The organism is Bradyrhizobium sp. CAR08 (genome assembly GCF_052871955.1).
Window position 1 is genome coordinate 156931 of the sequence record NZ_JBIXJX010000008.1, and the last position, 24233, is coordinate 181163.

The window sequence follows — 24233 nt, forward strand, 5'->3', positions numbered from 1 at the left end:
TGGAAGTTACCGGGCATGCCCGGTTCAAACCGGCGCCATTCTTGAATGAATTCGAGGAGAAGTCACCGGCAAAATACGGGCATTGGCAGAGATATCGCCAAATTCGGCCGCACGGGTTCGCCTTGGCGGCCTCAGCCGTGCCGGCCGCCTTCCAGGTAGGCGGCGCGAATCTCGGGGCGCTGCAACAACTCGGCACCGGTCCCGGCCAGGGTGATCAGGCCATTGACCATGACATAGCCGCGATGGGCGAGCTTGAGCGCGTGGTTGGCGTTCTGCTCGACGATCAGCACGGTCAGGCCGTCCTGCCGGTTCAGAGTGCGGATCGCATCGAAAATCTGGCGCGCGATCAGCGGCGCCAGACCGAGCGAGGGCTCATCAAGCAGGAGCAGGCGAGGGCGGCTCATCAAAGCGCGGCCGATGGCCAGCATCTGCTGCTCGCCGCCAGACAGGGTTCCCCCGCGCTGGCCGTAGCGTTCCTTCAGCCGCGGAAACAGCGTGAACACGCGTTGTAGCGTCACCTCGCGTTCGGCGTCGGTGCATTCGGTGGCGTCCGCCCCCATCTGGAGATTTTCCGCCACGCTCATGCGCGGGAAGATGCGGCGGCCTTCCGGCGATTGCGCGATGCGCAAATGCGCGATCTCGTGGGTGGGCACTTCGGTGATGTCGCGGCCTTCGTACAGGATCTGGCCGGCGCGGGCGCGGGGCTTGCCGAAGATCGTCATCATCAGCGTCGATTTGCCGGCGCCGTTGGCGCCGATCAGCGCCACGATCTCGCCGGCATTGATCTCGAGGTCAACGCCCTTCAGCGCCTCGATCTTGCCGTAGGCAGCGCGAAGGCCGTGGATCGCGAGCAGGGCAGTGGGCGACGTCACGACCCGCTCTCCATCACGGCCGCCGCCTCTTCCTCATCGGTGCCGAGATAGGCGGCGATCACCTTCGGATCGTCGCGAACCTCGCGCGGGGAGCCTTCAGAGATCTTCACACCGTGGTCCATCACCACGATATGGTCGGAGATCTCCATCACCACGGACATGTCGTGCTCGATCAGCAGGATCGAGGTGCCGAGCTCGTTCCGGATCGACAGCAGCAGCTCGCTCAGGGCGGCGCTCTCGCGCGCATTGAGGCCGGCGGCGGGTTCGTCCAGGCACAAGAGCGCGGGCTCGGTGCACATCGCGCGTGCGATCTCGAGTCGTCGCTGGTCGCCATAGGCAAAATTACCGGCAGCATCGTCGGCGCGATCGAGCAAATTGACGCGCTTGAGCCAGTCGGTGGCGAGATCAATCGCGCGCTTCTCGGCGTCGCGGTAGACGGGCGCGCCAATGAGCCCGAGCAAGGTGAAGCCGGAGGCGCGCATCAGCGCGTTGTGCTGCGCCACCATCAGGTTTTCCAGCGCCGTCATGCCGGGAAACAGGCGGATGTTCTGGAAGGTGCGGGCGACCTTGGCCTGCTTCGCGATGCGGAAATCGTTCAGCCGCTCCAGCGCGATCACCTTGCCGTCGTCATGGCCGAGGCGGATGGCGCCGCCGCTCGGCTTGTAGAACCCGGTGATGCAGTTGAAGACCGTTGTCTTGCCGGCACCGTTGGGTCCGATCAGCGCGGTGATCTTCTTCCGCTCGGCAGCAAACGACAGGTCCTGCACCGCGACGATGCCGCCGAAGCGCATGGTGAGCCGGTCGACCTCGAGAATCTGGTCGCGGCTCATCCGTGCCCCTCCTTGACGAGGTCGGATGAGATCGCGTGGGCCTTGGTCAGATACACGGTCGGCGCGCGATGGCCGATCAGGCCGCGCGGCCGCCAGATCATGATCAGCACCATGGCCATGCCGAACACCAGCATGCGATAGCTCTCGAGGCTCCGGAACAGTTCGAAACCGCCGATCATGGCGAGCGCTGCGAGCGCGACGCCAAGCTGCGAGCCCATGCCGCCAAGCACGACGATGGCGAGCACCAGCGCCGATTCCTGGAAGGTGAAGGATTCCGGGCTGATGAAGCCCTGGCGGGTCGCAAAGAACGCGCCGGCAAAGCCGCCGAACATCGCACCGGTCGCGAATGCCGTGAGCTTGGTCGTCGTGGTGTTGATGCCGAGCGCGCGGCAGGCGACCTCGTCCTCGCGCAGGGCTTCCCAGGCGCGGCCGATCGGCAGGCGGCGCAGCCGGATCGTCACCCAGTTGGTGAGCAGCGCGAGCGCCAGGATCAGGTAGAACAGGAAGACGATGCGGTGGGTCGGCGAATATTCGATGCCGAGCCTGGCTGCGAGGCCGTTGTCGCTATTGTCGAGCGGGATGCCGAAGAAAGAGGGGCGGGGAATGCTGGAGACGCCGTTGGGGCCGCCGGTCAGATCCTGCCAATTGATGATGACGAGGCGGATGATCTCGCCGAAGGCGAGCGTCACGATCGCGAGGTAGTCGCCGCGCAGGCGCAGCACGGGGAAGCCGAGCAGCACGCCCCAGAATGCGGCGAGGACGCCCGCTAGCGGCAGGCAGATCCAGAATGACCAGCCGAAATTGGTCGCAAGCAGCGCGTAGGAATAGGCGCCGACCGCATAGAAGGCGACATAGCCGAGATCGAGCAGGCCAGCCAGCCCGACCACGACATTCAACCCCCAGCCCAGCATCACATAGGTGAGCACGAGGATGGCGAGATCTAGGATGTAGCGCTGGTCATAGAAGATCACAGGCACCAGCAGGGTGAAGATCAGAAGCGCCGGTGCGAGATAGCGGCCGAGGAACGACATTCCGCTCTGCACCGCCGGCGGCACCAGCTTCTCGGCGCCGGTCGGACCGATCCATTGCTTGAGCAGCTCGAGCACGATCGAGCCGCCGAATACCGCGGCGACGAGGGAGGCGACCTCGCCGAAGCGCGTCCAATAGGTGAGCTGGCCGTCGGAACCGGCTTCGGTGCGGACGCCGACCATCAGCGAGAACAGCACCAGCGCGATCAGTGCGTTGACGCAGGCGGTCTTCAGGAGAGCGGGGATGCCCGATGCGGTTTTGGCGGTATTGATCGAGGGAGCTTTCACGCGCGCGACCGTCAGACTTTTTCGACTTCGGGGCGGCCGAGCAGGCCGGTCGGCATGAAGATCAGCACGACGATCAGGATCGAGAACGCGGCGACATCCTTGTATTCGACCGAGAAATAGGCCGACCAGAACGTCTCGATCAGCCCGATCGCGAGCCCCCCGAGCATGGCGCCGGGCAGCGAGCCGATGCCGCCGAGTACGGCCGCGGTGAACGCCTTGATGCCGGCGACGAAGCCCATGAAGAAATCGACCAGGCCGTAATAGAGCAGGTACATCAGGCCGGCCACTGCGGCGAGCGCAGCGCCGATCACGAAGGTCATGGAGATAGTGCGGTCGACGTTGACGCCGAGCAGCGCCGCCATGGTCTGGTCCTGCTCGCAGGCGCGCATGTCGCGCCCGAGCCGTGTGCGCGACACCAGCCAGGTGAAGATCGCCAGCAGCACGATGGTGGTGATGACCACCACGATCTGGATATTGGAGAGCTGGATGACGAAGCCATCGGCGCTCTCGTGCAGCGTATAGCCGCCGGTGATCACTGGCGGCACTGGCTTCACCCGCGCGCCTTGCGCCACCTGCGAATAGTTGGTCAGCACGAACGACATGCCGATCGCCGACAGCATCGGCGCGAGGCGGAAGGAGTGGCGCAACGGACGGTAGGCGATGCGCTCGATGGTCCAGCCATACAGGGCGGTGATCGCCATCGAGACCAGGATCACGATCAAAAGGATCACCGGGACCGCAGTCAGGCCCGTCGAGACCAGCAGAAGGAAGGTGATCAGGGCGATGAAGCCGCCGATCATGAAGACATCGCCATGGGCGAAGTTGATCATCCCGACGATGCCGTAGACCATCGTGTAGCCGATCGCGATCAGCCCGTAGATCGAGCCGAGCACGAGACCGTTGATGAGCTGCTGGGCGAAATAATCCATAGGCTGCCGTACCCAAATCTGACGCGGCTCAAAGGGAGCTCTTCGAGAGAGTGCTGGTTTCTTCTCGGGCCCCGGCAGCCCTTAAGCATTCTCGTTTTGTAACAGGAGGGAACTGGCGGCTGCAACCGGCCTCGCCTCCGCATCAAGGCTTTTACAGAGATCATTTGGCGCTCCGGTTCCCCCGCAATGGGCGGAACCGGCTCCGTCAGCGCCATCGGATGCCTGTCGGGAGGCAGTTAAGGTAAACAAAGGGTTTAAATTGCCGCCACAGTCTGATGCGAGTTAGCTCCCGGCAGAGCCTTTCATCGAAGGCGCGGCCAAACGAAGCGGGAAGCGGCATGTTCGGAAACTGGCGGATCGGTTCGGTCAACGGCGCACTTCTGGCGGCCTATTTCATCCCGACCTGGACCCTCGTTGCCTTCAACATCATGGTGGCGCCGGTGCACGGCCTCTATGAGCGGCCGAGCGTCGCAGTCGCTCTTTTCCTCAGCGACCATCTCCAGATGGCGGGGATGGACACGGTGCGCGCCGCCTGGCTGCTGGCGCTGGGGCGCTTAACGGTGGTGGCGTTCTTTGCGATCTACCTTGCGCTGCTCTGCATCCCCCGTATCCGCAAGAACGGCGGCAGCGACGAAGCGCTCGGCATTGCGCTTGCGATCGGCAGCCTGATCTCGTTTGCGAGCATGATCATGGCCTCGAAGGTCGGCGAGATGGCCGCGCTGCGGCTGCACGCCACCGAACTTCTGCTCTTGCTCGGTGCCGCCATCGTGGTGGTGATCGAGCGGCCCGCGGCGGCGCCCAAGATCGTTCAGAAGCCCGTCGAGGCCACCCCGCCGCTAGGTCTTGAGCAGGCCGAGCTCCTGCACAATCGCTGAGGCTTCCTTGACGGCGTGGTTCGCCGCCGGCACGCCGCAATAGATCGCCTGCTGCAGCAGGATTTCCTTGATGTCGTTGGGCGTGAAGCCACCCTCAGCGAGGGCCGCGCGCACATGCAGGCGGAATTCATCCCATTGCCCAAGCGCAACCATGGTGCCGATCACCAGCACCCGCCGCGTGCGCTCGTCGAAATGCGGCCGCGTCCAGATCTCGCCCCAGGCGTAGCGCGTGATCATGTCCTGGAAATCGGTGTTGAATGCATTGCGACCCGCGATCGACTTGTCGACCCAGGCATTGCCCAGCACTTTTCGGCGCACGTTCATACCGGCATCGCGGCGTTTCTGGTCGTCCATGCTGTTTCCTCCTTCGTCATTGCGAGGAGCGAAGCGACGAAGCAATCCAGTCTCTCACGGCAGACGGATTTCTGGTTGCATCGCTGTGCTCCCAACGACGGTTGTGGCTAGCGTTGCGTCAAAAAGCCCACGACCGCGTCGGTGAATGCGTGCGGCTGCTCGACATTGGAAATGTGGGCGGCGTCAATGATGGTCATGCTCGCGCCGGGAATGCTTGAGCGGATCAATTCACCCGCCGAAATCGGCGTCGCCATGTCGTGGCGGCCGGCGATCACCAGTGTCGGGTTCTTGATGTTCGGCAGCAACGCGCGCTGGTCGAGCGTCGACAGCGCTTCGCAGCAGGCGAGATAGCCTTCGAGCGGCGAGGCCAGCAGCATCTCCTTCATCCTGGCGGTGATGTCGGGCGCGCGCTCGCGGAAATCCTGGGTGAGCCAGCCGGCGATAACGGCGTCGGCGACGGCGGCGATGCCGCCCTTCTTCACCGCGTCAATGCGCTCGAGCCATTTGGTCGGCTCGGCGTAGTAGCAGGAGGTGTTGGCGAGGATGAGCTTGCCGAAGCGCTCCGGCGCGTTCGCGCCGAGCCATTGCCCAACCATGCCGCCCATCGACAGGCCGCACCAGTGCACTTTTTCGATATTGAGGTCGTCCAGGATGGCGAGCACGTCGCGGCCGAAGCGCTCCATGGTGTAGGGGCCGGGCGGAACGTTGGACTTGCCGTGGCCGCGGCGGTCGTAGCGGATGACGCGGAATATCTGCGTCAGTGCCTTCATCTGCGGCTCCCACATCTGCAGCGTGCAGCCGAGCGAGTTCGAGAGCATCAGCGTCGGCCCGCCGTCGCGGCCCTCGACGGAGACGTTGATCAGGCAACCGTCGGCATCAATCATGGGCATGCGGGCGTCTCCGTTTTATTTGCGCGCAGGACTGCTTTATTCGCGTTCGAGGCTGTCGAGCAGGCGATCGATCAGGGCTTGGGAAGCGCCTTGATAGGCCATCGGCTCGAGCAACGCCGCAATTTTGTCCGGCGAAAGATGCGCAGTGACATGCGAATCGGCTGCGAGCACCTCGCGCAGATGCTTCTTCTCGGCGACCGCGCGCTTGCTCGCGGCCTCGATCAGATGATGCGCATCGCTCTTGCCCATCGTCTCGGCCAGCGCAAAGGTAACCGCTTCCGCCATGATCAGCCCGTGCGTCGCATCGAGATTGCTGCGCATGCGCGCGGCATCGACATCGAGACCCTCGGCGATGTCGACGATGGCGGCAAGCGCGCCGGAGGTGACCAGCATCAATTGCGGCAGCGTCGGCCATTCCGCGTGCCAGGGACCGGCGCTGCGTTCGTGGTCCTGCACCTGTGCGGCAAAAATCGTCGCTGCGAGCTGAGGCGCCATGGTCGCGCAGCCGAGCGCGCTTGCGGCTGCGACCGGGTTGCGCTTGTGCGGCATGGTCGAGGAGCCGCCGCGGCCTTCCCCGGCGGGCTCGAACGCCTCTGCGACGTCGGTCTGCATCAGCAGCGAGACGTCGCGCGCGATCTTGCCGCAGCTTCCGGCGAGAATCGCGAAGGCTGATGCGGCTTCCGCGATGCGGTCACGGTGGGTGTGCCAGGGGGCTTCTGGCAATGGCAGGTTCAGCTCCTGCGCCAGCCGTTCTGAAACGACGAGCCCCTTGTCGCCAAGTGCCGCAAGCGTGCCGGCCGCGCCGCCGAATTGCAGTGCGAGGCCCTCGCGGCGCAGCCGCCTGAGGCGGCAGCGGGCGCGGGCAAGGCTTGCGGCATATTCGGCGGCCTTCAGTCCGAACGGCATCGGCAGGGCGTGCTGGAGCCAGGTTCGCGCCACCATTGCCGTGTTGCGATGACTGCGCGCAAGTGCGGCAAAGCCCTTGATGGCGCGGCTGAGATCGGCGTCCAATGCATCGATGCCGGCGCGAAGCGTGAGCATGGTCGCGCTGTCGATGACGTCCTGGCTGGTCGCGCCCCAATGCACGTAGCGTGCGGCCTCGGCGTCGCCCTTGCCGACATTGGCGGTCAGAGTCTTGACCAAGGGGATCGCGAGATTGCCGGATCGAGTCGCGGCCTCGGCCAGCGCAGCCATGTCAAAGGTATCGGCCTTGCACGCGGCTTCGATCGGGCCCACCGCGGACGCGGGAATCACACCCGTGGCCGCCTCGGCTCGGGCGAGGGCTGCCTCGAAATCGAGCATATTCTGAAGGGTCGACCGGTCGTCGCAGACCGCGCGCATGGCCACGCTCGACAGCATCGGCGCGAGCAGGGGGGAGAGGGATGTGCTCATATTGTGCGGGACCTAACCACCATGACCCGCCTGTGCCAATCCCAAACCGGCGGCGCAAGCTTTTTGCAGTTGCGAATATGCATTGCACGTGACCGAGGGCCACCCTTTCTTTTGCCGCCTCCGTGCGGTACTTGAGCTGCATTATAGTTGCGCGATCCAAGTTCGGTATCCCGGGAGGCACCCAATGGCCATGACGATGAACGGCGAAGTCCAGCTTGCGGCGCCGCGCGAGGCCGTGTGGGCCAAGCTCAACGATGCCGAGGTGCTGAAGGCCTGCATCCCCGGCTGCGAGGAGCTGGAGAAGACCGACGATGGCGGCTTTCGCGCGACGGCGAAAATGAAGGTCGGTCCGGTGTCGGCGCGCTTCAAGGGCAAGGTCACGCTGTCCGATCTCGACCCGCCGAACGGCTACAAGATCTCCGGCGAAGGCGAGGGCGGGGTGGCCGGCTTTGCCAAGGGTGGCGCCGTGGTCAAGCTTGCGGAGAAGGACGGCGGCACGCTTTTGTCTTACGAGGTCGAGGCGCAGATCGGCGGCAAGTTGGCGCAGCTCGGCCAGCGTCTGATCAACGGCGCCGCCAAGAAACTGGCCGACGAATTTTTCGCGAACTTCGCCAAGGCGGTACAGGGCTGAAGGCCAACACCTCAAGCATTGCGCCTTTCGGCATATCGCGTTTTGTCATGGCGCCTTGCATTCCGGGTGATGTTGCCCCGGGGCATAATGGCCCATATGATGGGTTGGAATAAATATAAGAACCGCTTCGACGGGACCCGTCGGGGCGCTGATAGAGAGTGTTTATGGCAAAAATCTCCCTCATCGTGAACGGCAATCCTGTCACGGCCAATGTCGATCCCCGCACCCTGCTGGTGCAGTTCCTGCGCGAGAATCTGCGGCTCACCGGCACCCATGTCGGCTGCGACACCTCGCAGTGCGGCGCTTGCGTCGTGCATCTGGACGGCAAGGCCGTGAAGTCCTGCACCACGCTCGCCGTGATGGCCGACGGCCACGAGGTCAAGACGATCGAGGGCCTGGCCGCCGACGGCGCGCCGCTGCATCCGATGCAGGAGGCCTTCCGCGAACACCATGGCCTGCAGTGCGGCTTCTGCACGCCCGGCATGATCATGACCGCGATCGACATCGTCCATCGCAAGGGCAACGAGCTCGACGACCACACCATCCGCGAGGAGCTGGAAGGCAATCTCTGCCGCTGCACCGGCTACCAGAACATCGTCACCTCGATCTCCGCCGGCGCCAAGGCGATGGCGAAATCCGATCTCGCGTAAACCTCGCGCGCACTCTGCGATCAGGACATTCAGATGTACGATTTCAAATACCATCGCCCCGGGACCGTTCGGCAGGCCGCCAACCTCCTGGTGAAGAACGAAGATGCCAAGGTGATCGCCGGCGGCCACACGCTGATTCCCGTCATGAAGCAGCGCCTCGCCAGCCCGCCGCATCTGGTCGACCTCTCCCATATCGATGGGCTCAACACGATCGAGATGAAGGGCCGCGCGCTCGTGATCGGTGCCACCGCCAGGCATGCCGAGGTCGCAAGCTCCGCTATCGTCGGCGAGGCGATCCCGGCGCTCGCGAACCTGGCCGGCCAGATCGGCGATCCCGCCGTGCGCCACAAGGGCACGATCGGCGGCTCGCTCGCCAACAACGACCCGACAGCGGACTATCCGGCTGCCGTGCTTGCGCTCGGCGCCACCATCGTCACCAACAAGCGCCGCCTCAAGGCGGAGGAGTTTTTCCAGGGCCTGTTCACGACGGCGCTCGAAGCCGACGAGATCATCACCAAGGTGATGTTCCCGCTGCCGAAGAAGGCGGCCTATATCAAGTTCCGCAACCAGGCCTCGCGTTACGCGCTGGTCGGCGTGTTCGTGGCGCGGCGTCCCTCCGACGTGCGGGTCGCGGTCACCGGCGCCGGCTCCGAAGGCGTGTTCCGTGTCACCGCGTTCGAGGAAGCCCTGAAGAAGCGCTTCGCCGCGAAGGCGCTTGATGGCATCGAGGTCCCCGCGGACGGCCTCAACAGCGACATCCATGGCAGCGCCGAATACCGCGCGCATCTTATCGGCGTGCTGACGCGGCGCGCCCTCGACGCCGCCAACGCCCCAAGGAGTGAGTGATCCTCACGCCTCGGCCCAAACTTGTCCCCGGTGAGGGCGTAGCGAGACTGGCTTTTTCATGACCTCAGCGGCCAATACGTCCGGTGCCAATACTTCAGTTGTATTGCCGGCATCGGTCGATTCGATGCTCGAACTCCTGACGTCGCGCGGCTATCTCGCCGAGCGATCGCTGGCCACGGTGACCTATCTGTCGCTGCGCATGGGCCGGCCGCTGTTTCTGGAAGGCGAAGCCGGCGTCGGCAAGACCGAGATCGCAAAAGTGCTGTCGGCGGCCTTGGGGCGGAAGCTGATCCGCCTGCAGTGTTACGAAGGCCTCGACGTTTCCTCGGCGGTCTACGAGTGGAATAGCGCCGCGCAGATGATCGCGATCCGGATGGCGGAAGCCGCCGGCGACACCGATCGCGATCAGCTCTCCTCCGATATCTTCGCCGACCGCTACATGATCAAGCGGCCGCTGCTGCAGGCGCTGGAGCCCGACGTTGCGGGACCGCCGGTGCTCTTGATCGACGAGCTCGACCGCGCCGACGAGGCGTTCGAGGCGTATCTGCTCGAAATCCTCAGCGACTTCCAGGTGACGATTCCCGAATTCGGCACCGTGAAGGCGCCGCATCCGCCAATCGTGATCATCACCTCCAACCGCACCCGCGAAATCCACGACGCGCTGAAGCGGCGCTGTCTCTATCACTGGGTCGATTATCCCGATGCCGATCGTGAGCTCGCGATCGTCAAGTCGCGCGTGCCGGGTATCTCCGCGAAACTGTCGCAGCAGGTCGTGCGCTTCGTCCAGGCGCTACGCAATCAGGATTTCTACAAATCGCCGGGCGTTGCCGAGACCATCGACTGGGCCACTGCGCTGTCGGAGCTCGACGCCCGCTCGCTGACCCCGCAAGTGGTCGGCGACACGCTGGGCGCGCTGCTCAAATACCAGGACGACATCACGCGGATGCAGGGCGACACCTTGCAGAAGGTGCTGAAGGACGCGACGAGCGAGTAACTTGTCATTCCGGGGCGCGCGGGAGCGTGAACTCTGGTGCGCAATTGCGCACCTGAGAATCTCGCGCCACAATCTCTGGATTCCGGGTTCGTCGCTTCGCGACGCCCCGGAATGACGGAGCGAGGAAAGACCATGGCCATCAACCACCTTGCGCCTGAGCAGACCGAGCAGTTCGCCGACAACATCGTGGGCTTCGCCCGCGCGCTGCGTTCGGCCGGCATGCCGGTCGGGCCGGGTGCGGTCATCGATGCCATGAGCGCGCTTGAGGTGATCGACATCGGCCACCGCGCCGACGTCTTCACCACCCTGGAGGCGATCTTCGTCAAGCGCCACGAGCATGCGCTGATCTTCAAACAGGCCTTCAACCTGTTCTTCCGGGCGTCGGAAGAGTGGAAGCACATGCTGGATTCGGTGCCGCTGCCGGAGCAGGCCAAGAAGAAGCCGCAGGCCGGCTCCCGCCGCGTCCAGGAGGCGATGTCGCAGCCGCGCATGACGGAGACGCCGCAGCACCAGGAGCAGGATTTGCGCCTGTCGGTCTCCGACAAGGAAATCCTTCAGAAGAAGGATTTCGCTCAGATGAGCGCGGCCGAGATCACCGAAGCGCTCCGTGCTGTCGAGCGGATGCGGCTGCCGCAGGCCGAGCTATTGACGCGCCGGCACCGGCCTGATGCGCGCGGGCTTCGTCTCGATTTGCGCCGCACCTTACGCGCGTCCTTGCGCACCGGTGGCGACATCATCGACATCCATCGCCTTGGGCGGATCGAGAAACCGGCGCCGATCGTCGCGCTGCTCGACATCTCGGGTTCGATGAGCGAGTACACCCGCCTGTTCCTGCATTTCCTGCATGCCATAGGGGACGCGCGAAAACGTGTCTCGGTGTTCCTGTTCGGCACTCGCCTCACCAACGTGACCCGGGCGCTGCGCCAGCGCGACCCCGACGAGGCGCTGGCGAGCTGCTCGGCCTCGGTCGAGGACTGGGCCGGCGGCACGCGGATCTCGGCCTCCCTGCACAATTTCAACAAATTGTGGGCGCGGCGCGTGCTGAGCCAGGGCGCCATCGTGCTGCTGATCTCCGACGGGCTGGAGCGGGAGGCCGATTCCAAGCTCGCCTTCGAGATGGACCGGCTGCACCGCTCCTGCCGGCGGCTGATCTGGCTCAACCCGCTGCTGCGGTTTGGCGGCTTCGAGGCCAAGGCTCAGGGCATCAAAATGATGCTGCCGCACGTTGACGAATTCCGTCCGGTACATAATTTGAGCTCGATCCAGGAGCTGATCACCACGCTCTCCCGGCCGCTGCCGCCGCATCACCGCAGCTTGATCCGCTCCGCAGCCTGAGAGGTAGCCATGCTCGATCGCGACGAGGATATTCTGAAGGCGGCGGAGGACTGGCAGAAGGCCGGCCGTGGCGTCGCGCTCGCCACCGTGGTCGAGACCTGGGGCTCGGCACCGCGTCCGGCGGGCTCGAGCCTCGTCATCAACGACGAGGGCACGTTCCTGGGGTCCGTCTCCGGCGGCTGCGTCGAGGGCGCCGTGGTCACGGAGGCCATGGATGTGATCGAGAGCGGCAAGCCCAGGATGCTGGAGTTCGGCGTTGCCGACGAGACTGCCTGGAATGTCGGGCTGTCCTGCGGCGGCACCATCCGCGTCTTCGTCGAGAAAGTCGGCTAGCCGTGAAGCTCGAGATCCTGCACGAACTCAATACCGAGCGCGCCGCGCGCCGCCCGGTGATTTTGGTCACCGACACCGAGAGTGGCGAGCAGCGCCTGGTGAAGGCCAAGGATTTTGCCAAGGATCCATTGGGCGCCGAGCTCGACAAGCAGCTCCGCATGGGCAAAAGCGCCAGCGTCGAAGCCAGTGGCAAGAAGCTGTTCTTCAACGTCTATGCGCCGACCGCCAAGCTCGTCATCGTCGGCGCTGTCCATATCAGCCAGGCCCTGGCGCCGCTGGCGCGCTCGCTCGGCTACGACGTCACCGTGGTCGATCCGCGCACGGCCTTTGCGAGCCCCGAGCGCTTCCCCGACATTCCGCTGGTCGCGGAATGGCCCGACACGGCGCTGCCGCCGCTCAACGTCGATGCCTACACGGCTTTCGTCGCGGTGACGCACGATCCCAAGATCGACGATCCCGCGCTGCTGCACGCTTTCGAGCGCAACTGCTTCTATATCGGCGCGCTCGGATCGCGGAAGACGCACGCCAAGCGCGGCGACCGGCTGCGGGCGCAAGGCGCCAAGGAGAGCGACATCGCGCGCATCCATGCGCCGATCGGGCTTGCGATCGGCGCGGTCTCGCCGTCCGAGATCGCGGTGTCGATCATGGCCGAGATCACGGCGGTGCTTCGCCTGCCGCCCAAAGAAAAAGAAGAAGCCGCATGAAGTTCGGCCCGGCGAGTCCCAGGGATGCGATCGGCGGGGTGACCGTCCACACCCTGCGCCAGGGACCGCTGGTGTTGAAAAAGGGCACAACGATCGGGCCCACCGAGGTCGAGGCGCTGGAGCGCGCCGGCATCAGGGACATTGTCGTGGTGCGGATGGAGGAGGGCGATGTCTCCGAAGACGTCGCGGCCGCCAGCATCGCGCTCGCGGTCGGCGGCGAGGGCATCCATGTCGAGCGCGCCTTTACCGGCCGCGCCAATCTGTTCGCCGCGCAGCCAGGCGTGCTGGTGATCGATCGCGCCGCGGTCGACCGCATCAACAATGTCGACGAGGCCATCACCTTTGCGACGCTCTCCGCCTTCAAGCCGGTGGTCGAGGGCGAGATGGTCGGCACCGTCAAGATCATCCCGTTCGGTGTCAAAGGAAACTTGCGTGATGCCGCGGTGAAGGCCGCGGGTCGCGACGTGCTGAAGATCGCGCCTTACGTCATCAAGCGCGTCGGCGTGGTCTCGACGCTGCTGCCCGGCCTGTCCTCCAAGGTGATCGACAAGACGTTGCGCGTCACCGCCGAGCGGCTGGCGCCGGCCGGCGCCGGCATCATCGCGGAGCGGCGGGTCCCGCATGAAGAGCAGGCGCTTTCGGCTGCGATCAAGGAATTGCTCGGGCTCGGCGCCGAGCTCGTGATCGTGTTCGGGGCCTCCGCGATCGCGGACCGCCGCGACGTGATCCCTGCGGCCGTCACCAGCATCGGCGGCGAGATCGAGCATTTCGGCATGCCGGTCGACCCCGGCAACCTGCTGCTGATCGCCCGGGCCGGCGCCGTGCCGGTGCTGGGCGCGCCCGGCTGCGCGCGCTCGCCGGTCGAGAACGGCTTTGACTGGGTGCTGATGCGGCTGCTCGCGGGCATCAAGGTGACGCGGTCCGAGCTGATGGGCATGGGTGTTGGCGGCCTCCTGATGGAGATCGTCACGCGCCCGCAGCCGCGCGCAAAACCGGAGATCGAGGGCAACAACCAGGTCGCGGTCATCGTGCTCGCAGCAGGCCGCTCGACCCGGATGGGTGGGCCGAACAAGCTACTGGCCGAGCTCGATGGCAAGAAGCTGGTGCGAATAGCGACCGAGCAGGCGCTGGCCTCCAAGGCGTCCGAGGTGATCGTCGTCACCGGCCATCAGACCGAGCTGATCGAACAAGCCTTGCAGGGCCTGAAGGTGCGTTTTGTCAAAAATCCGGATTTTGCCGGCGGCATCGCAAGCTCGGTCAAGGCGGGCATCGCGGCCGTTCCCGAGGCGTCCGACGGCGCCGTGGTCTGCCTCGGCGACATGCCGCTGATCGACGCCGGCCTGATCGACCGTCTCATCGACGCGTTCGCACCGGACCGCGGCAATCTCATCGTCGTGCCCGTCAGCGAAGGTCGCCGCGGCAACCCTGTGCTGTGGTCGCGCCGCTTCTTCAAGGAGTTGATGACGCTCGACGGCGATGTCGGCGCGCGCCATCTGATCGCCAAGCACACCGAGGCCGTCGCCGAAGTGCCGGTCGACGGCGAGAGCGCCTTCCTCGACATCGACACGCCGCAGGCATTGGAAGCGGCACGGCGGGGATAGCGGTTCGTAGGGTAGGCAAAGGCGCGCAGCGCCGTGCCCACCATCCCTCGACACGGTGGTGTTTGATTGGTAGGCACGCGTCGCTTTGCCCACCTACCGCGCCGCCCAGGCCTCAATTCAACGCCCCGTTCACCATCTGGAAACAACCGCCGCTTACAGTCACCTTCACCTGCCTTGGGGGGAGGGGTTTTTCCATGGCTTCGAACGTCGTCGCGCGCCGTTGCGCGATGTTTTTCTTTGCGCTGTCCGTCTGCATCGCGGGCGCTCGCCATATCACGGATGCGCATGCCGCCGGTGCATTTGCGGTCGGCAAGTGCGGCGCTTACGGCCAGGCCTTTGATTATGGCGCCGAGCACGAAGCCCGTGCGGCGGCGCAGAAGCAGTGCAAGGGCGATTGCACGACCGTGACGATGAAGCGCGCCTGCGCCGCGATGTCGGTCGATCTTTCCAATCCCTGCGGCGCCTATGGCTATGCCGTCAAGCCGAAGATCTCGACCACGCTCAATGCCGCCACGCGCGAATGCTACAAATACGGCGGCAAGGAATGCGTGATCCGCGCCTGGGCCTGCGACGCCAAGGGTTGATTCCTGTTGCAGTCATTCCGATCGTGCGTAGCATCGAATCCGGAATGACAGTCGGGGAGTTGCATGCAGTTCGATACCAAGATCGCCATCGTGATTCGTACCGATCTTCAAGCCTGGCAGAAGCTCAACGTCGCGGCCTTCCTCACCAGCGGCATCGCCGCGGCCTTTCCGGAATGCATCGGCGAGCCCTATGAGGACGCGTCGGGCACGAAATATCACGCGCTGATCGGTCAGCCCATCCTGATCTATGGCGCCGACGGTCCCGCATTGACGCGCGCGCTCGATCGGGCCCTGACGCGCAACGTCAAGCCGGCGGTCTATACCGAGGACATGTTCAAGACCACTCATGATGCCGCCAACCGCGAGGTGGTGAGGGCAGTGGCGCGCACCGATCTCAATCTCGTCGGTCTCGCGATGCGCGCGGGGCGCAAGGTGATCGACAAGATCGTCGACGGGTTGAAGTTTCATAGTTGACGTGAACGCGCGCGGTCTTGCGCGCGCTTCCACCTGCGATGCCTCACCCCGGCGGCATGCCCGCGAATTTGGGCAGGTCAGGGTCAAGACGATCCCAGTGATGTCCGCGCGCGGCGAAAGTGACCGCCTGCGGCTTGTAGCGGGCGGGCTCGTCGAGGCTTGCGGCGCGGATCGTGAAGACGTCGGGCTGTGCCGCGAAGGTCATGTACACAGGCACGCCGCACTGTGTGCAGAAACCGCGCGTCTTCACGTTGCCGCTGTTGGCGACCATGTCCCAATGCTTTGCCTCGCCCGTCACCGTGACGCCGTCGCGTGCGAATGTCATGTACGAGCCGTGGGCGCTGCCGCTTTCGCGCTGGCAGTCCCGGCACTGGCAGTGATTGCTGAACAGCGGCTCACCGGCAATCGAATAGCGGATCGCGCTGCAGGCGCAGCCGCCGGTATAGGGCTTGGTCATGCGATTACTCCTTACTTGTCTTCGCCGCTGATCTCGTCGAGCTGGCGGACGACCTTCTTCCAGCCGCCGCTCATGCCCGTGTAGGCCGATTCGTTCCTGGGCAAGACGAAGCCCGCATGAACCAGACGGATCCGCGTGCCGTCCTCGACCGGGGTGAGGGACCACGTCACGACGGTGTCGAGCGGCGCGCCGTAGCCAATGTTGCGCTCATCGCCGCCCTTCCAGGCGTAGACGAGGCGGCGGTTCGGCATGACTTCCAGGACCCGGCAATGGATGACACCATCCCATGCGCCGCCCGGCGTGGTCTGGTAGGTGAAAGTGTTGCCTTCGACGGCCTCGAAACCGGTCGGCGGCATCAGCCAGCGCGCGATCAGCTGGGCGCTGGTCAGCGCCTTCCAGATCGTCTCCGGCGCATGAGGGAGCACCTCGTCGATGACGATGTCTTTTGTCTCGGCTTTCAATTCAACAGCACTCACGGGTCGATCTCCTTCAAGAGGTCACGCAGGTTCTGGAAGCGCTCGCGCCAGAACACGCCGTAATGGTCCATCCAGGAGACCAGCGGTTCGAGGCCTTGCGGCGCGGCACGGTAATAGACGTTGCGGCCCTCGGCACGCTCGGCGACGAGGCCGGCCTGCTTGAGGGACTTCAAATGTTGCGAGATCGCGCCTTGCGTCACGCCACTTCCCCGCGTGAGTTCAGCGACGCTGATCTCCGTGCTCTCGAACACGCGTTCGAAGACGGCGCGTCGCGTCGGGTCCGCGAGGGCGCGCATGACGGTGGTAACGGGATTTGGGGCGGCTTCGATCATAGAATTAGATTAGCCGTCGCTAATGAATTAGTCAATACTAATTTGTGGACCAGATTGGGTCCGCAGCGCTGTCTTGACTATGACTGACTGGTCAGTCATATCAGATAGATGACCAGGAAACCCGCCAAAGCCGCCACGCCGCCCGCAGCTCGCGCGAACGCGAAGGCCAATTCACACGCTGGCGAGGACGCGGTGCCCGCGTCGAGCCGTGCCACGCGCGCGGCGGAGCGGCGCGCGGCGATCGTGGATGCCGCGATGGAGGAATTCATCGCGCGGGGCTTTGCCGCGACGCGGCTCGACGACATCGCGAAGCGTGCGGGTGTCGCCAAGGGCACCATCTACCTGCACTTCAAGGACAAGGAATCGATGTTCGAGGAGCTGGTCCGGACGGTGATCGTGCCTGTCGTGACCCGGTTGACGGCATTGCCGCCACCGGCGGGCTCGGTGCGCGATCTGGTCGAGGCGTTTGCGAGTAACTTCCTGAAGGAGGTCATCGGCACCAGGCGCGGCGATCTCGTGCGCCTGATCGTGGCCGAGGGGCCGCGGTTTCCCTCCGTGGCCGACTTCTACTACCGCGAGGTCGTCTCGCGCGGCATCTCCGCCATGCGCGCCCTGATCGAGCTCGGCATCGCCCGCGGCGAGATCCGCCAGAAGAACCTGGCGCACTATCCGCAGATCCTGGTCGCACCCGCGATGATCGCGGTGATCTGGCAGAGCCTGTTTGCGCGGCACGCGCCGCTCGACGCGCAGGACATGCTGCGCGTTCATCTCGATTTGATTTTTGGCGAACGGAGCACGACATGAGGCCGTCGCAAGCAATTTCTGTACTCGCATTGATCGCGGTCCTCGCGACCGGGCTTGCCGGTTGTAAGGACAAGCGTGATCCCGGCTTCCAGGGCTGGGTCGAGGCTGACATGATCTTCGTTAGCCCAGACGAGGCGGGTCGCGTGACGAAGCTCAATGTCCGCGAGGGCGATCAGGTCAAGGTCGGCGATCACCTCTATTCCGTCGACGACGATCTCCAGCTTGCCGATCTCAATCAGAACAAGGCGACGCTGGCGAATGCGCAGCAAACCTACGATCGCGCGGCTTCGCTGAGCAAGACCGGCTCGGGCACGCAGGCCAATCTCGACTCGGCGGTCTCCGCCTTGCGCGTCGCCGAGGCACGGGTGGCGACCTCGGAGACGCGGATGGCGCGGCGCAAGGGCTTTGCGCCGGTCGCCGGTACCATCCAGCAGATCTATTTTCGCGAGGGCGAGATGGTGGCGGCGCAGCGGCCGGTGCTCTCGATCATGCCCCCCGGCAACATGAAGCTGCGCTTCTTCGTGCCGGAGACCGAGCTGCCGAAGCTTGCGATCGGCGATACGGTGCGGATCGCGTGCGACAATTGCGCCGCCGATCTCACCGCAAAGATCTATTTCATCGCAACCTCGGCCGAATACACGCCGCCTGTCATTTACAGCCTCGAGGAGCGCAACAAACTCGTCTATCTGATCCAGGCGCGGCCTTCGCGTCCCGACGCCTTGCGCGTCGGACAGCCGATCGACGTCTATCTCAATCCAAAAACTCCGGTGGCGGACAAACGATGAGCGGCAATGGCATCGCGATCGACGTCAAGGGCCTGACCAAGTCGTTCGGCGGCCGGGAGGTCGTGCACGATCTGTCGATGCAGGTGAAACGCGGCTCGATCTACGGCTTCCTCGGGCCGAACGGCTCCGGCAAGACGACGACCATCCGCATCCTCTGCGGCCTGCTCACACCCGACAGCGGCGAGGGCACCTGCCTCGGCTACGACATCCTGAAGGACGCCGAAAAGATCAAGCGCCAGGTCGGCTACATGACCCAGCGGTTCAGCCTGTATCAGGACCTGTCGGTGCGCGAGAATCTCGAATTCGTCGCGCGGCTCTATGGCCTTGCCGACGCCCGCGGCGCCGCGCGCGACATGATCAAGCGGATCGGGCTCTCGGGGCGCGAGGAACAGCTCGCGGGCGAACTCTCCGGCGGCTGGAAGCAGCGGTTGGCGCTAGGTGCCTGCACATTGCCCAGTCCGAAACTGCTGCTGCTCGACGAGCCGACCGCCGGCGTCGATCCCAAAGCGCGGCGCGATTTCTGGAACGAGATTCATGCACTCGCGGCCGACGGTCTCACCGTGCTGGTCTCGACCCACTACATGGACGAGGCCGAGCGCTGTCACGAGATTGCTTATATCGCCTATGGCCATCTGCTCGTGCATGGCACCGTGGACGAGGTGATCGCGAAATCCGCGTTGACGACCTACACCGTGACGGGCGAGGACCTGAACGAGCTCACGGCTGCGCTCACCGGCAAGCCGGGAATCGACATGGTGGCGCCGTTCGGCACGTCGCTGCACGTCTCCGGCCGCGACGTCGCCGCGCTCGAGGCCCGCATCGCGCCGTGGCGCGAAAAAAGCGGACTGCATTGGCACAAATCATCGCCGTCACTGGAAGACGTGTTTATCGAATTGATGAGCCGTTCCAAGGACAATTTCCAATGAGCGCGGTCGATCATCCTGAACCCCAGCACGCGATCCGGGAGCGCTTCGGCTTCTGGAGGCGCTCCTATGCGATGCTGATCAAGGAGTTCATCCAGCTCAAGCGCGACCGCGTGTCATTTGCGATGATCGTGATGCTGCCTGTGATGCAGCTGCTCTTGTTCGGCTATGCCATCAACACCACGCCGCACAATCTGCCGAGCGCGGTGCTGCTTCAGGAGGATTCCGATCTCGCACGCTCGATCCTGAAGGCGCTGGAGAACACCGCCTATTTCCGCTTTCTCTACGAAGTCCACGACGTCGAAGATTTCGACAATCTCCTGAAATCCGGCAAGGTTCTGTTCGGCGTCGAGATCCCGCGCGGCTTCGAGCGGGCAGTGCGGCGCGGCGATAAGCCGGCGCTGCTGGTCGCGGCTGACGCCACCGATCCAGTGGCGGCGAGCGCGGCGATCGGCTCGCTCGGCATGGTCGTGCAGACCGCACTCAAGCACGATCTCTACATCGGAGATCCCCCGGAGATGCCGTTCGAGATCCGCGCGCACGCCCGCTACAACCCCGCCGCCGCGTCGAGCCTCAACATCGTGCCGGGCCTCGTCGGCACCATCCTGACCATGACCATGCTGATCTTCACCGCGCTCTCGGTCACGCGCGAGGTCGAGCGCGGCACGATGGAGAGCCTGCTGTCGATGCCGATCAAGCCGGTCGAGGTGATGTTCGGCAAGATCATTCCCTACGTGCTGGTCGGGTTCGTGCAGGCGTTCCTCATCATTGGCATCGGGGTCGGCCTGTTTGGCGTGCCGGTGCTCGGAAATCTGTTCCTGCTGGCGCTGCTCTCGGCGCTCTTCATCACGACCAATCTGGCGATCGGGTACACGATCTCGACGCTGGTGCAAAACCAGCTCCAGGCGATGCAGATGTCGATGATGTTCTTCCTGCCGAGCATCTTGCTGTCCGGATTCATGTTCCCGTTCGCCGGGATGCCGGCCTGGGCGCAATATGTCGGTGAGTGCCTGCCGCTGACGCATTATTTGCGCATCGTCCGCGCCATCATGCTGAAGGGTGCGAGCATGCAAAATTTGCGTTTCGACGCGTTGGCGCTGGCGGTCCTGATGCTGCTCGCCATGACCATCGCCGTGACGCGCTTCCGCCGCACGCTGGATTGAGGCAAGATGCCCCTGGAATCAAGGGGGCGGAATGGTCAGTTTTGCGAGCAGGAAGGCCCGGCAGCATGCCGTGATGTCCGAAGACTTCGAGCGCGAGCTGACGCGCGAGGTGCTGCGCACCGAGCTCGTGCGAGTGAGGGCGCTGATCACGACGGGCTGCGTCATCGTCGTGTTCCTCACCGCGATCTACCTCGTCAATTCCTCCGTGGTGCAGCGGGTCTGGCGGGGCACGGAGGGGCTTGCCGAGGTCTATGGTCTCCTGACCGGCTTCATCCTGTTCGAGGTCTGGGTCCACAGCCAGATCAGGCTAAACCTCAAGCTCGACCGCGATCTGCCGGTGATCCGGCGCTATATCGGCGCGCTGATCGAGACCTCGCTGCCGACCGTCATCCTGATCCTGCAGATCCGCAGCATGGGCGCGAGCCAGGCGCTCGGCTTCGTCGTGCCGCTGATCTATTTCATTTTCGTCATCCTCTCGACCCTGCGGCTCGACTTCTGGCTGTCCACCTTCACCGGCTTCGTCGCTGCGGGTGAGTTGCTCGCTGTGGCGCTGATCTTCGATCCCGCCAGCGGGAGCGGCGAGCCGCAGATCTATTTCCACGCGGTTCGAAGCACCATCATCCTGATCTGCGGCGTGCTTGCAGGCGCGGTCGGTGCGCAGCTCCGCCGCCAGTTCGCCGCAAGCATTGCCGCAGCGACCGCGCGCGACCGGGTGACCAACCTGTTCGGTCAGCACGTGTCGCCACAGGTCGTGGAGCGGCTGATGGCGGCGGGGACGAGCGTCGCCGGCGACCTCCGCCGCGTCGCCGTGATGTTCGTCGATTTCCGCGGCTTCACCGCCGGCGCGCAGTCGCGCACGCCGCAGGAGGTGGTCGACCGGCTCGACGGCGCCTTCGCCGTCCTGGTCGACATTCTCGACCGCGAGGGGGGCATCGTGAACAAGTTTTTGGGCGACGGCTTTCTGGCCCTGTTCGGCGCGCCGCTGGAGACCTCCGACGCCGCGCACCGCGCGGTCGCCGCGGGCCGCGAGATGCTGACCGCGATGGCGCGCATCAACGCGCAGACGAGCTGGCCGCTCAGAATCGGAATCGGCATCCATTTCGGCGAGGTCGTCGCCGGCAATATCGGCTCGCCCCGGCGCAAGGAATACACTGTCATCGGAGACACCGTGAACTTCGCCTCCCGGCTGGAGGCGCTGAACAAGGAGTTCGGCTCGCAGCTCTTGATCTCGGCGGCGGTCCGCGAGGCGCTGGGCGAGGACGGCGACGATGCGGTGTCGCTTGGGGAGGTCGAGGTGCGCGGCTATGAGCAGAAGGTGGCGGTGTTTCAACTGGGGTGAGGGCCGCCGCCTGCGCCTTCACTTGTGAGTCGCGTTTCGTTGAAGCGGCTCGCGTTTCGTTGAAGGCGCGTGATGAAATATCCTTGGTAGCTTTGGGTCTTGCACGGTGGAAGCCGAAAATCTCAGCTTCCCTTTGTTACCCGGAGAAAGCCAATGACTCGATCGATCCTTGTTGCAGCCGCCCTGATCGCCGCTGTCACCCAAAGCCAGGCCGCATCGGCGCGGGACAGCGTGCCGCGCCGCGCCGCAACTCACGTGGCGGCCGACTGCGTCAGGGCTCCGGCAGCAGGCGCGTATGCCTCTGCGCCTTACGCATAGCCGCCTTGCCTGCCCAACACGGCGTCCGCGTACTAACTCGCGGCAGAGACGAAGCCGGGCCGGTGAAGTCCGCCAGCCCGGCGTCGCGAACGCTGATGGCGGACTGCGCGGGATCTCGCGCTGGAGGCCGAGTAGATTCGGCGCCGTATCGCAACGGCGCGGCCGGCGAAGATTTTGCGAAGACGGCCTACCCGCTGCTGCGCAACGCGTACGGCCTCGATCGACTGCTCTGGGGCAGCGACTGGCCGCACACGCAGTTCGAGAAGGCGCAAAGCTACGCGAAGAACCGGCGATTTATCGATGGGCTGATCGTCGATCAGAGTGAACGCGCGCAAGTGCTCGCATCGCCACGTTCGCTCTGCCGCTTTTGATCCGTCTTCCGCGATTGCTCCGATTGCACTCTATTTTGGGGCATGACGGGCGATGTCGCCGGCTTGTAGAGTGCCGGCGATGCAGCCGACCGAGGCTGCGCTTGCGTGAAGAGGAAGCGAAGATGCAGCGCCGCTACATCACCGTCGACGTGTTCACCGACCGCGCCTTCGGCGGCAACCAGCTCGCCGTGGTGCTGGATGCCGGCGGGCTCTCCACGCAGCAGATGCAGGCGATCGCGACCGAGTTCAACTATTCGGAGACGACCTTCGTACTGCCGCCGCGCGATAAGGCCAACGACGCCGAAGTGCGCATCTTCACGCCGGTGTTGGAGATCGCCTTTGCCGGTCATCCCAATGTCGGCACAGCCTTCGTGCTGGCGTCGCTGGCGAAGGAGCCGAAACCTCGCCTGCTGTTCGAGGAGAAGGCGGGGCTCGTGCCGGTCGAGATCGTGCGGGAGCAGGGCCGGGTGGTCAGAACGGAGCTGACCGCGCCGCAGCCGCTGGCGCGGTATGCGCCACTGTCACCTGCTGAAGCCGCGAGTTGCATCTCGCTCGGCGCGGATGACATCAAGACCGACAACCACGCAGCGCACGTCGTCACCGTCGGAAACGCGTTTCTCGTGCTGGAGCTGCATTCGCGCGAGGCGCTGAAGCGGGCCCGGCCGGATGCCGCGGCCTATGGCAAGATATTGCCACGCGATGGCGCCCGCTCGGTGTGGTTTTATACCCGTGACGTGCCCGCAGCGGAGGCGCCATGTGAGCGCCAGGCGCGCATGTTCATGCGCGGCGCCAGCGGCCTCACCGAGGATCCCGCGACCGGCAGCGCAACCGTCGCAGCCGCCGCGCTGTTCGCCGATCTCGATCCCAGGCGCGACGGCGAGTTGAGGCTCACGGTCGGCCAGGGCTTTGACATGGGCCGGCCCAGCATCCTGCAGACGCGCGTGCGCAAGCAGGACGGCAAGATCGTCTCCGCCCATGTCGGCGGCAGCTGCGTGCAGATGATGGAAGGGACGTTGAGGCTTGATGGGGAGGGTTAGCTCTCTATTCCATCGTCATGCCCGGGCTTGTCCCGCCTGCGCGGCCGAAGCCGCTTCGGCGACGCGAAGGCCCGGGCATCCACGTTCTTCGTGCTGTGTGGCAAGGCGTGGATGGCCGGGACAGGCCCGGCCATGACGGAGAGAGTCGTTCAGGCCTGCCGTCCCGCCAAATTCTTCACCGTTACCCCATCGCGCTCCTCGATGATCTCCGCGATCATCTGGCGGTGGCAATGGGTGTGGTCGCGCTCGTAGCAAAGCAGGCAGACGGGACCGGCTTTCTTCACCAGCGCCGAGAGCTCGTCCATCTGCTCCCTGGCCTCCGGCGTCTTCAGGTGCTTTGAGAAAACCTTCTCCAGTACATCGTATTGCCCGCTGCGGGCGGCGAGGCGGCCTTCCTTGGGCGTGCCGAGCGCTGCCAGATGGACATAGGCGATGCCGCGTTCATCGAGGCCTGCGGCGAGCTGCCTCTTGGAAAAGCCGGGCCGGCGCGATGACGTCACCGCGCGCACGTCGACGACGAGCTTGACGCCGGATTGCTCCAGCTCGTCGAGCACTGCCTTCGGCGGCGTCTGCTCATAGCCGATGGTGAAGAGCTTTTTTGCCTTTGCCATGAGACAC

At 64.8% G+C, this 24233-nt stretch carries 30 protein-coding genes; 19 read left to right on the top strand and 11 right to left on the bottom strand.

Features of this window, described 5'->3' with window-relative positions:
• Positions 1–131: 131 nt before the first annotated feature.
• Genes ACIPUD_RS18475 through ACIPUD_RS18490 form a run of 4 tightly spaced genes read right to left on the bottom strand, consistent with a single transcriptional unit; the run spans position 132 to position 3947 of the window.
• Positions 132–872 carry an ABC transporter ATP-binding protein gene (locus tag ACIPUD_RS18475; RefSeq protein ID WP_018455574.1) on the bottom strand — a complete coding sequence of 247 codons (741 nt, stop codon included), beginning with the start codon at positions 870–872 and terminating at the stop codon, positions 132–134.
• Positions 869–1702, bottom strand: a complete 834-nt coding sequence (locus ACIPUD_RS18480) for an ABC transporter ATP-binding protein (RefSeq protein WP_018455575.1) — start codon at positions 1700–1702, stop codon at positions 869–871. The genes ACIPUD_RS18475 and ACIPUD_RS18480 overlap by 4 nt, the downstream gene beginning before the upstream one ends.
• Complete coding sequence (gene livM, locus ACIPUD_RS18485) at positions 1699–3018, bottom strand: high-affinity branched-chain amino acid ABC transporter permease LivM (RefSeq protein ID WP_018455576.1); 1320 nt, start codon at positions 3016–3018, stop codon at positions 1699–1701. The genes ACIPUD_RS18480 and livM overlap by 4 nt, the downstream gene beginning before the upstream one ends.
• Positions 3019–3029: 11 nt before the next feature.
• On the bottom strand, positions 3030–3947 hold the full coding sequence (locus ACIPUD_RS18490; RefSeq protein WP_018455577.1) for an ABC transporter permease subunit: 918 nt from the start codon (positions 3945–3947) through the stop codon (positions 3030–3032).
• 338 nt (positions 3948–4285) lie between these two features.
• Between ACIPUD_RS18490 and ACIPUD_RS18495 the strand changes: the two genes are divergently transcribed.
• Positions 4286–4822 (top strand): hypothetical protein, encoded by a 537-nt coding sequence (locus ACIPUD_RS18495; RefSeq protein ID WP_018455578.1) that lies wholly within the window; start codon positions 4286–4288, stop codon positions 4820–4822.
• Here the strand turns inward: ACIPUD_RS18495 and ACIPUD_RS18500 are convergent.
• The 3 genes from ACIPUD_RS18500 to ACIPUD_RS18510 all read right to left on the bottom strand — a co-directional run bounded on the left by ACIPUD_RS18500 (position 4784) and on the right by ACIPUD_RS18510 (position 7458).
• The gene (locus ACIPUD_RS18500; RefSeq protein WP_085351059.1) at positions 4784–5176 is read right to left on the bottom strand and encodes a carboxymuconolactone decarboxylase family protein; all 393 of its coding nucleotides are present in this window, start codon (positions 5174–5176) and stop codon (positions 4784–4786) included. The two genes, ACIPUD_RS18495 and ACIPUD_RS18500, sit on opposite strands and share 39 nt — an antisense overlap.
• A 107-nt stretch (positions 5177–5283) precedes the next feature.
• Positions 5284–6066, bottom strand: a complete 783-nt coding sequence (gene pcaD / locus ACIPUD_RS18505; protein WP_018455580.1) for a 3-oxoadipate enol-lactonase — start codon at positions 6064–6066, stop codon at positions 5284–5286.
• Positions 6067–6102: 36 nt separating this feature from the next.
• Positions 6103–7458 carry a 3-carboxy-cis,cis-muconate cycloisomerase gene (locus ACIPUD_RS18510; RefSeq protein ID WP_247337359.1) on the bottom strand — a complete coding sequence of 452 codons (1356 nt, stop codon included), beginning with the start codon at positions 7456–7458 and terminating at the stop codon, positions 6103–6105.
• A 184-nt stretch (positions 7459–7642) separates the two neighbouring features.
• Between ACIPUD_RS18510 and ACIPUD_RS18515 the strand changes: the two genes are divergently transcribed.
• From ACIPUD_RS18515 to ACIPUD_RS18560, 10 genes are all read left to right on the top strand, one after another.
• Entirely contained in the window at positions 7643–8089 is a 447-nt protein-coding gene (locus ACIPUD_RS18515) for an SRPBCC family protein (RefSeq protein ID WP_018455582.1), read from the top strand.
• Between the two features lie 164 nt (positions 8090–8253).
• Entirely contained in the window at positions 8254–8739 is a 486-nt protein-coding gene (locus tag ACIPUD_RS18520) for a (2Fe-2S)-binding protein (protein ID WP_007602418.1), read from the top strand.
• A gap of 33 nt (positions 8740–8772) precedes the next feature.
• Entirely contained in the window at positions 8773–9585 is an 813-nt protein-coding gene (locus ACIPUD_RS18525; RefSeq protein ID WP_446481293.1) for an FAD binding domain-containing protein, read from the top strand.
• A gap of 58 nt (positions 9586–9643) precedes the next feature.
• Positions 9644–10579 (top strand): AAA family ATPase, encoded by a 936-nt coding sequence (locus tag ACIPUD_RS18530; protein ID WP_026232979.1) that lies wholly within the window; start codon positions 9644–9646, stop codon positions 10577–10579.
• Between the two features lie 132 nt (positions 10580–10711).
• Positions 10712–11914 carry a vWA domain-containing protein gene (locus tag ACIPUD_RS18535; RefSeq protein ID WP_085361694.1) on the top strand — a complete coding sequence of 401 codons (1203 nt, stop codon included), beginning with the start codon at positions 10712–10714 and terminating at the stop codon, positions 11912–11914.
• A 9-nt stretch (positions 11915–11923) separates the two neighbouring features.
• Positions 11924–12247, top strand: a complete 324-nt coding sequence (locus ACIPUD_RS18540; protein ID WP_148751517.1) for an XdhC family protein — start codon at positions 11924–11926, stop codon at positions 12245–12247.
• Positions 12248–12249: 2 nt separating this feature from the next.
• The gene (locus ACIPUD_RS18545) at positions 12250–12951 is read left to right on the top strand and encodes an XdhC family protein (protein ID WP_446481294.1); all 702 of its coding nucleotides are present in this window, start codon (positions 12250–12252) and stop codon (positions 12949–12951) included.
• Positions 12948–14552, top strand: a complete 1605-nt coding sequence (locus ACIPUD_RS18550; protein WP_446481295.1) for an NTP transferase domain-containing protein — start codon at positions 12948–12950, stop codon at positions 14550–14552. The genes ACIPUD_RS18545 and ACIPUD_RS18550 overlap by 4 nt, the downstream gene beginning before the upstream one ends.
• A gap of 194 nt (positions 14553–14746) precedes the next feature.
• Positions 14747–15136, top strand: a complete 390-nt coding sequence (locus tag ACIPUD_RS18555; RefSeq protein ID WP_018455588.1) for a DUF4189 domain-containing protein — start codon at positions 14747–14749, stop codon at positions 15134–15136.
• 63 nt (positions 15137–15199) lie between these two features.
• On the top strand, positions 15200–15610 hold the full coding sequence (locus ACIPUD_RS18560; protein WP_085351065.1) for a DUF2000 family protein: 411 nt from the start codon (positions 15200–15202) through the stop codon (positions 15608–15610).
• Between the two features lie 43 nt (positions 15611–15653).
• Here ACIPUD_RS18560 and ACIPUD_RS18565 read toward each other — a convergent pair whose 3' ends face one another.
• From ACIPUD_RS18565 to ACIPUD_RS18575, 3 genes are read right to left on the bottom strand one after another with little or no spacing between them, the layout of a single operon-like run.
• The gene (locus ACIPUD_RS18565) at positions 15654–16067 is read right to left on the bottom strand and encodes a GFA family protein (RefSeq protein ID WP_446481296.1); all 414 of its coding nucleotides are present in this window, start codon (positions 16065–16067) and stop codon (positions 15654–15656) included.
• Positions 16068–16078: 11 nt separating this feature from the next.
• Complete coding sequence (locus tag ACIPUD_RS18570) at positions 16079–16543, bottom strand: SRPBCC family protein (RefSeq protein WP_085351066.1); 465 nt, start codon at positions 16541–16543, stop codon at positions 16079–16081.
• Entirely contained in the window at positions 16540–16875 is a 336-nt protein-coding gene (locus ACIPUD_RS18575) for an ArsR/SmtB family transcription factor (RefSeq protein ID WP_085351067.1), read from the bottom strand. The genes ACIPUD_RS18570 and ACIPUD_RS18575 overlap by 4 nt, the downstream gene beginning before the upstream one ends.
• 108 nt (positions 16876–16983) lie before the next feature.
• Here ACIPUD_RS18575 and ACIPUD_RS18580 point away from each other — a divergent pair, with 108 nt between their 5' ends.
• From ACIPUD_RS18580 to ACIPUD_RS18615, 8 genes are all read left to right on the top strand, one after another.
• The gene (locus ACIPUD_RS18580; RefSeq protein ID WP_085351068.1) at positions 16984–17679 is read left to right on the top strand and encodes a TetR/AcrR family transcriptional regulator; all 696 of its coding nucleotides are present in this window, start codon (positions 16984–16986) and stop codon (positions 17677–17679) included.
• A complete protein-coding gene (locus ACIPUD_RS18585; protein WP_085351069.1) occupies positions 17676–18464 on the top strand; it encodes an HlyD family secretion protein in 789 nt (262 codons plus the stop codon). Before ACIPUD_RS18580 ends, ACIPUD_RS18585 begins: the two co-directional genes overlap by 4 nt.
• On the top strand, positions 18461–19390 hold the full coding sequence (locus ACIPUD_RS18590; RefSeq protein WP_247337367.1) for an ABC transporter ATP-binding protein: 930 nt from the start codon (positions 18461–18463) through the stop codon (positions 19388–19390). Before ACIPUD_RS18585 ends, ACIPUD_RS18590 begins: the two co-directional genes overlap by 4 nt.
• Positions 19387–20550, top strand: coding sequence for an ABC transporter permease (locus ACIPUD_RS18595; RefSeq protein WP_247337369.1), 1164 nt, complete (start codon positions 19387–19389; stop codon positions 20548–20550). The genes ACIPUD_RS18590 and ACIPUD_RS18595 overlap by 4 nt, the downstream gene beginning before the upstream one ends.
• 31 nt (positions 20551–20581) lie before the next feature.
• A complete protein-coding gene (locus ACIPUD_RS18600) occupies positions 20582–21889 on the top strand; it encodes an adenylate/guanylate cyclase domain-containing protein (protein WP_247337371.1) in 1308 nt (435 codons plus the stop codon).
• A gap of 153 nt (positions 21890–22042) precedes the next feature.
• Complete coding sequence (locus tag ACIPUD_RS18605) at positions 22043–22207, top strand: hypothetical protein (RefSeq protein ID WP_446481297.1); 165 nt, start codon at positions 22043–22045, stop codon at positions 22205–22207.
• Positions 22208–22269: 62 nt separating this feature from the next.
• Positions 22270–22578: an amidohydrolase family protein gene (locus ACIPUD_RS18610; RefSeq protein WP_240550529.1), complete on the top strand. Its 309-nt coding sequence runs from the start codon at positions 22270–22272 to the stop codon at positions 22576–22578.
• A gap of 122 nt (positions 22579–22700) precedes the next feature.
• Positions 22701–23615, top strand: a complete 915-nt coding sequence (locus tag ACIPUD_RS18615) for a PhzF family phenazine biosynthesis protein (RefSeq protein WP_085396321.1) — start codon at positions 22701–22703, stop codon at positions 23613–23615.
• A gap of 149 nt (positions 23616–23764) precedes the next feature.
• Here ACIPUD_RS18615 and ACIPUD_RS18620 read toward each other — a convergent pair whose 3' ends face one another.
• Positions 23765–24226, bottom strand: a complete 462-nt coding sequence (locus tag ACIPUD_RS18620) for a DUF488 domain-containing protein (protein WP_018455600.1) — start codon at positions 24224–24226, stop codon at positions 23765–23767.
• Between the last annotated feature and the right edge of the window lie 7 nt (positions 24227–24233).

Excerpts from the sequence above, each read along its gene's own strand:
- ACIPUD_RS18590 (WP_247337367.1), top strand. The coding sequence starts at position 18,461 with ATGAGCGGCAATGGCATCGCGATCGACGTCAAGGGCCTGACCAAGTCG.
- ACIPUD_RS18615 (WP_085396321.1), top strand. The coding sequence starts at position 22,701 with ATGCAGCGCCGCTACATCACCGTCGACGTGTTCACCGACCGCGCCTTC.
- ACIPUD_RS18490 (WP_018455577.1), bottom strand. The coding sequence starts at position 3,947 with ATGGATTATTTCGCCCAGCAGCTCATCAACGGTCTCGTGCTCGGCTCG.
- ACIPUD_RS18575 (WP_085351067.1), bottom strand. The coding sequence starts at position 16,875 with ATGATCGAAGCCGCCCCAAATCCCGTTACCACCGTCATGCGCGCCCTC.
- ACIPUD_RS18510 (WP_247337359.1), bottom strand. The coding sequence starts at position 7,458 with ATGAGCACATCCCTCTCCCCCCTGCTCGCGCCGATGCTGTCGAGCGTG.
- ACIPUD_RS18580 (WP_085351068.1), top strand. The coding sequence starts at position 16,984 with ATGACCAGGAAACCCGCCAAAGCCGCCACGCCGCCCGCAGCTCGCGCG.
- ACIPUD_RS18520 (WP_007602418.1), top strand. The coding sequence starts at position 8,254 with ATGGCAAAAATCTCCCTCATCGTGAACGGCAATCCTGTCACGGCCAAT.
- ACIPUD_RS18535 (WP_085361694.1), top strand. The coding sequence starts at position 10,712 with ATGGCCATCAACCACCTTGCGCCTGAGCAGACCGAGCAGTTCGCCGAC.
- ACIPUD_RS18530 (WP_026232979.1), top strand. The coding sequence starts at position 9,644 with ATGACCTCAGCGGCCAATACGTCCGGTGCCAATACTTCAGTTGTATTG.
- ACIPUD_RS18595 (WP_247337369.1), top strand. The coding sequence starts at position 19,387 with ATGAGCGCGGTCGATCATCCTGAACCCCAGCACGCGATCCGGGAGCGC.
- ACIPUD_RS18550 (WP_446481295.1), top strand. The coding sequence starts at position 12,948 with ATGAAGTTCGGCCCGGCGAGTCCCAGGGATGCGATCGGCGGGGTGACC.
- ACIPUD_RS18540 (WP_148751517.1), top strand. The coding sequence starts at position 11,924 with ATGCTCGATCGCGACGAGGATATTCTGAAGGCGGCGGAGGACTGGCAG.
- ACIPUD_RS18515 (WP_018455582.1), top strand. The coding sequence starts at position 7,643 with ATGGCCATGACGATGAACGGCGAAGTCCAGCTTGCGGCGCCGCGCGAG.
- ACIPUD_RS18525 (WP_446481293.1), top strand. The coding sequence starts at position 8,773 with ATGTACGATTTCAAATACCATCGCCCCGGGACCGTTCGGCAGGCCGCC.
- ACIPUD_RS18565 (WP_446481296.1), bottom strand. The coding sequence starts at position 16,067 with ATGACCAAGCCCTATACCGGCGGCTGCGCCTGCAGCGCGATCCGCTAT.
- ACIPUD_RS18560 (WP_085351065.1), top strand. The coding sequence starts at position 15,200 with ATGCAGTTCGATACCAAGATCGCCATCGTGATTCGTACCGATCTTCAA.
- ACIPUD_RS18605 (WP_446481297.1), top strand. The coding sequence starts at position 22,043 with ATGACTCGATCGATCCTTGTTGCAGCCGCCCTGATCGCCGCTGTCACC.
- ACIPUD_RS18585 (WP_085351069.1), top strand. The coding sequence starts at position 17,676 with ATGAGGCCGTCGCAAGCAATTTCTGTACTCGCATTGATCGCGGTCCTC.
- ACIPUD_RS18480 (WP_018455575.1), bottom strand. The coding sequence starts at position 1,702 with ATGAGCCGCGACCAGATTCTCGAGGTCGACCGGCTCACCATGCGCTTC.
- ACIPUD_RS18495 (WP_018455578.1), top strand. The coding sequence starts at position 4,286 with ATGTTCGGAAACTGGCGGATCGGTTCGGTCAACGGCGCACTTCTGGCG.
- ACIPUD_RS18555 (WP_018455588.1), top strand. The coding sequence starts at position 14,747 with ATGGCTTCGAACGTCGTCGCGCGCCGTTGCGCGATGTTTTTCTTTGCG.
- ACIPUD_RS18600 (WP_247337371.1), top strand. The coding sequence starts at position 20,582 with ATGGTCAGTTTTGCGAGCAGGAAGGCCCGGCAGCATGCCGTGATGTCC.
- ACIPUD_RS18620 (WP_018455600.1), bottom strand. The coding sequence starts at position 24,226 with ATGGCAAAGGCAAAAAAGCTCTTCACCATCGGCTATGAGCAGACGCCG.
- ACIPUD_RS18500 (WP_085351059.1), bottom strand. The coding sequence starts at position 5,176 with ATGGACGACCAGAAACGCCGCGATGCCGGTATGAACGTGCGCCGAAAA.
- pcaD (WP_018455580.1), bottom strand. The coding sequence starts at position 6,066 with ATGCCCATGATTGATGCCGACGGTTGCCTGATCAACGTCTCCGTCGAG.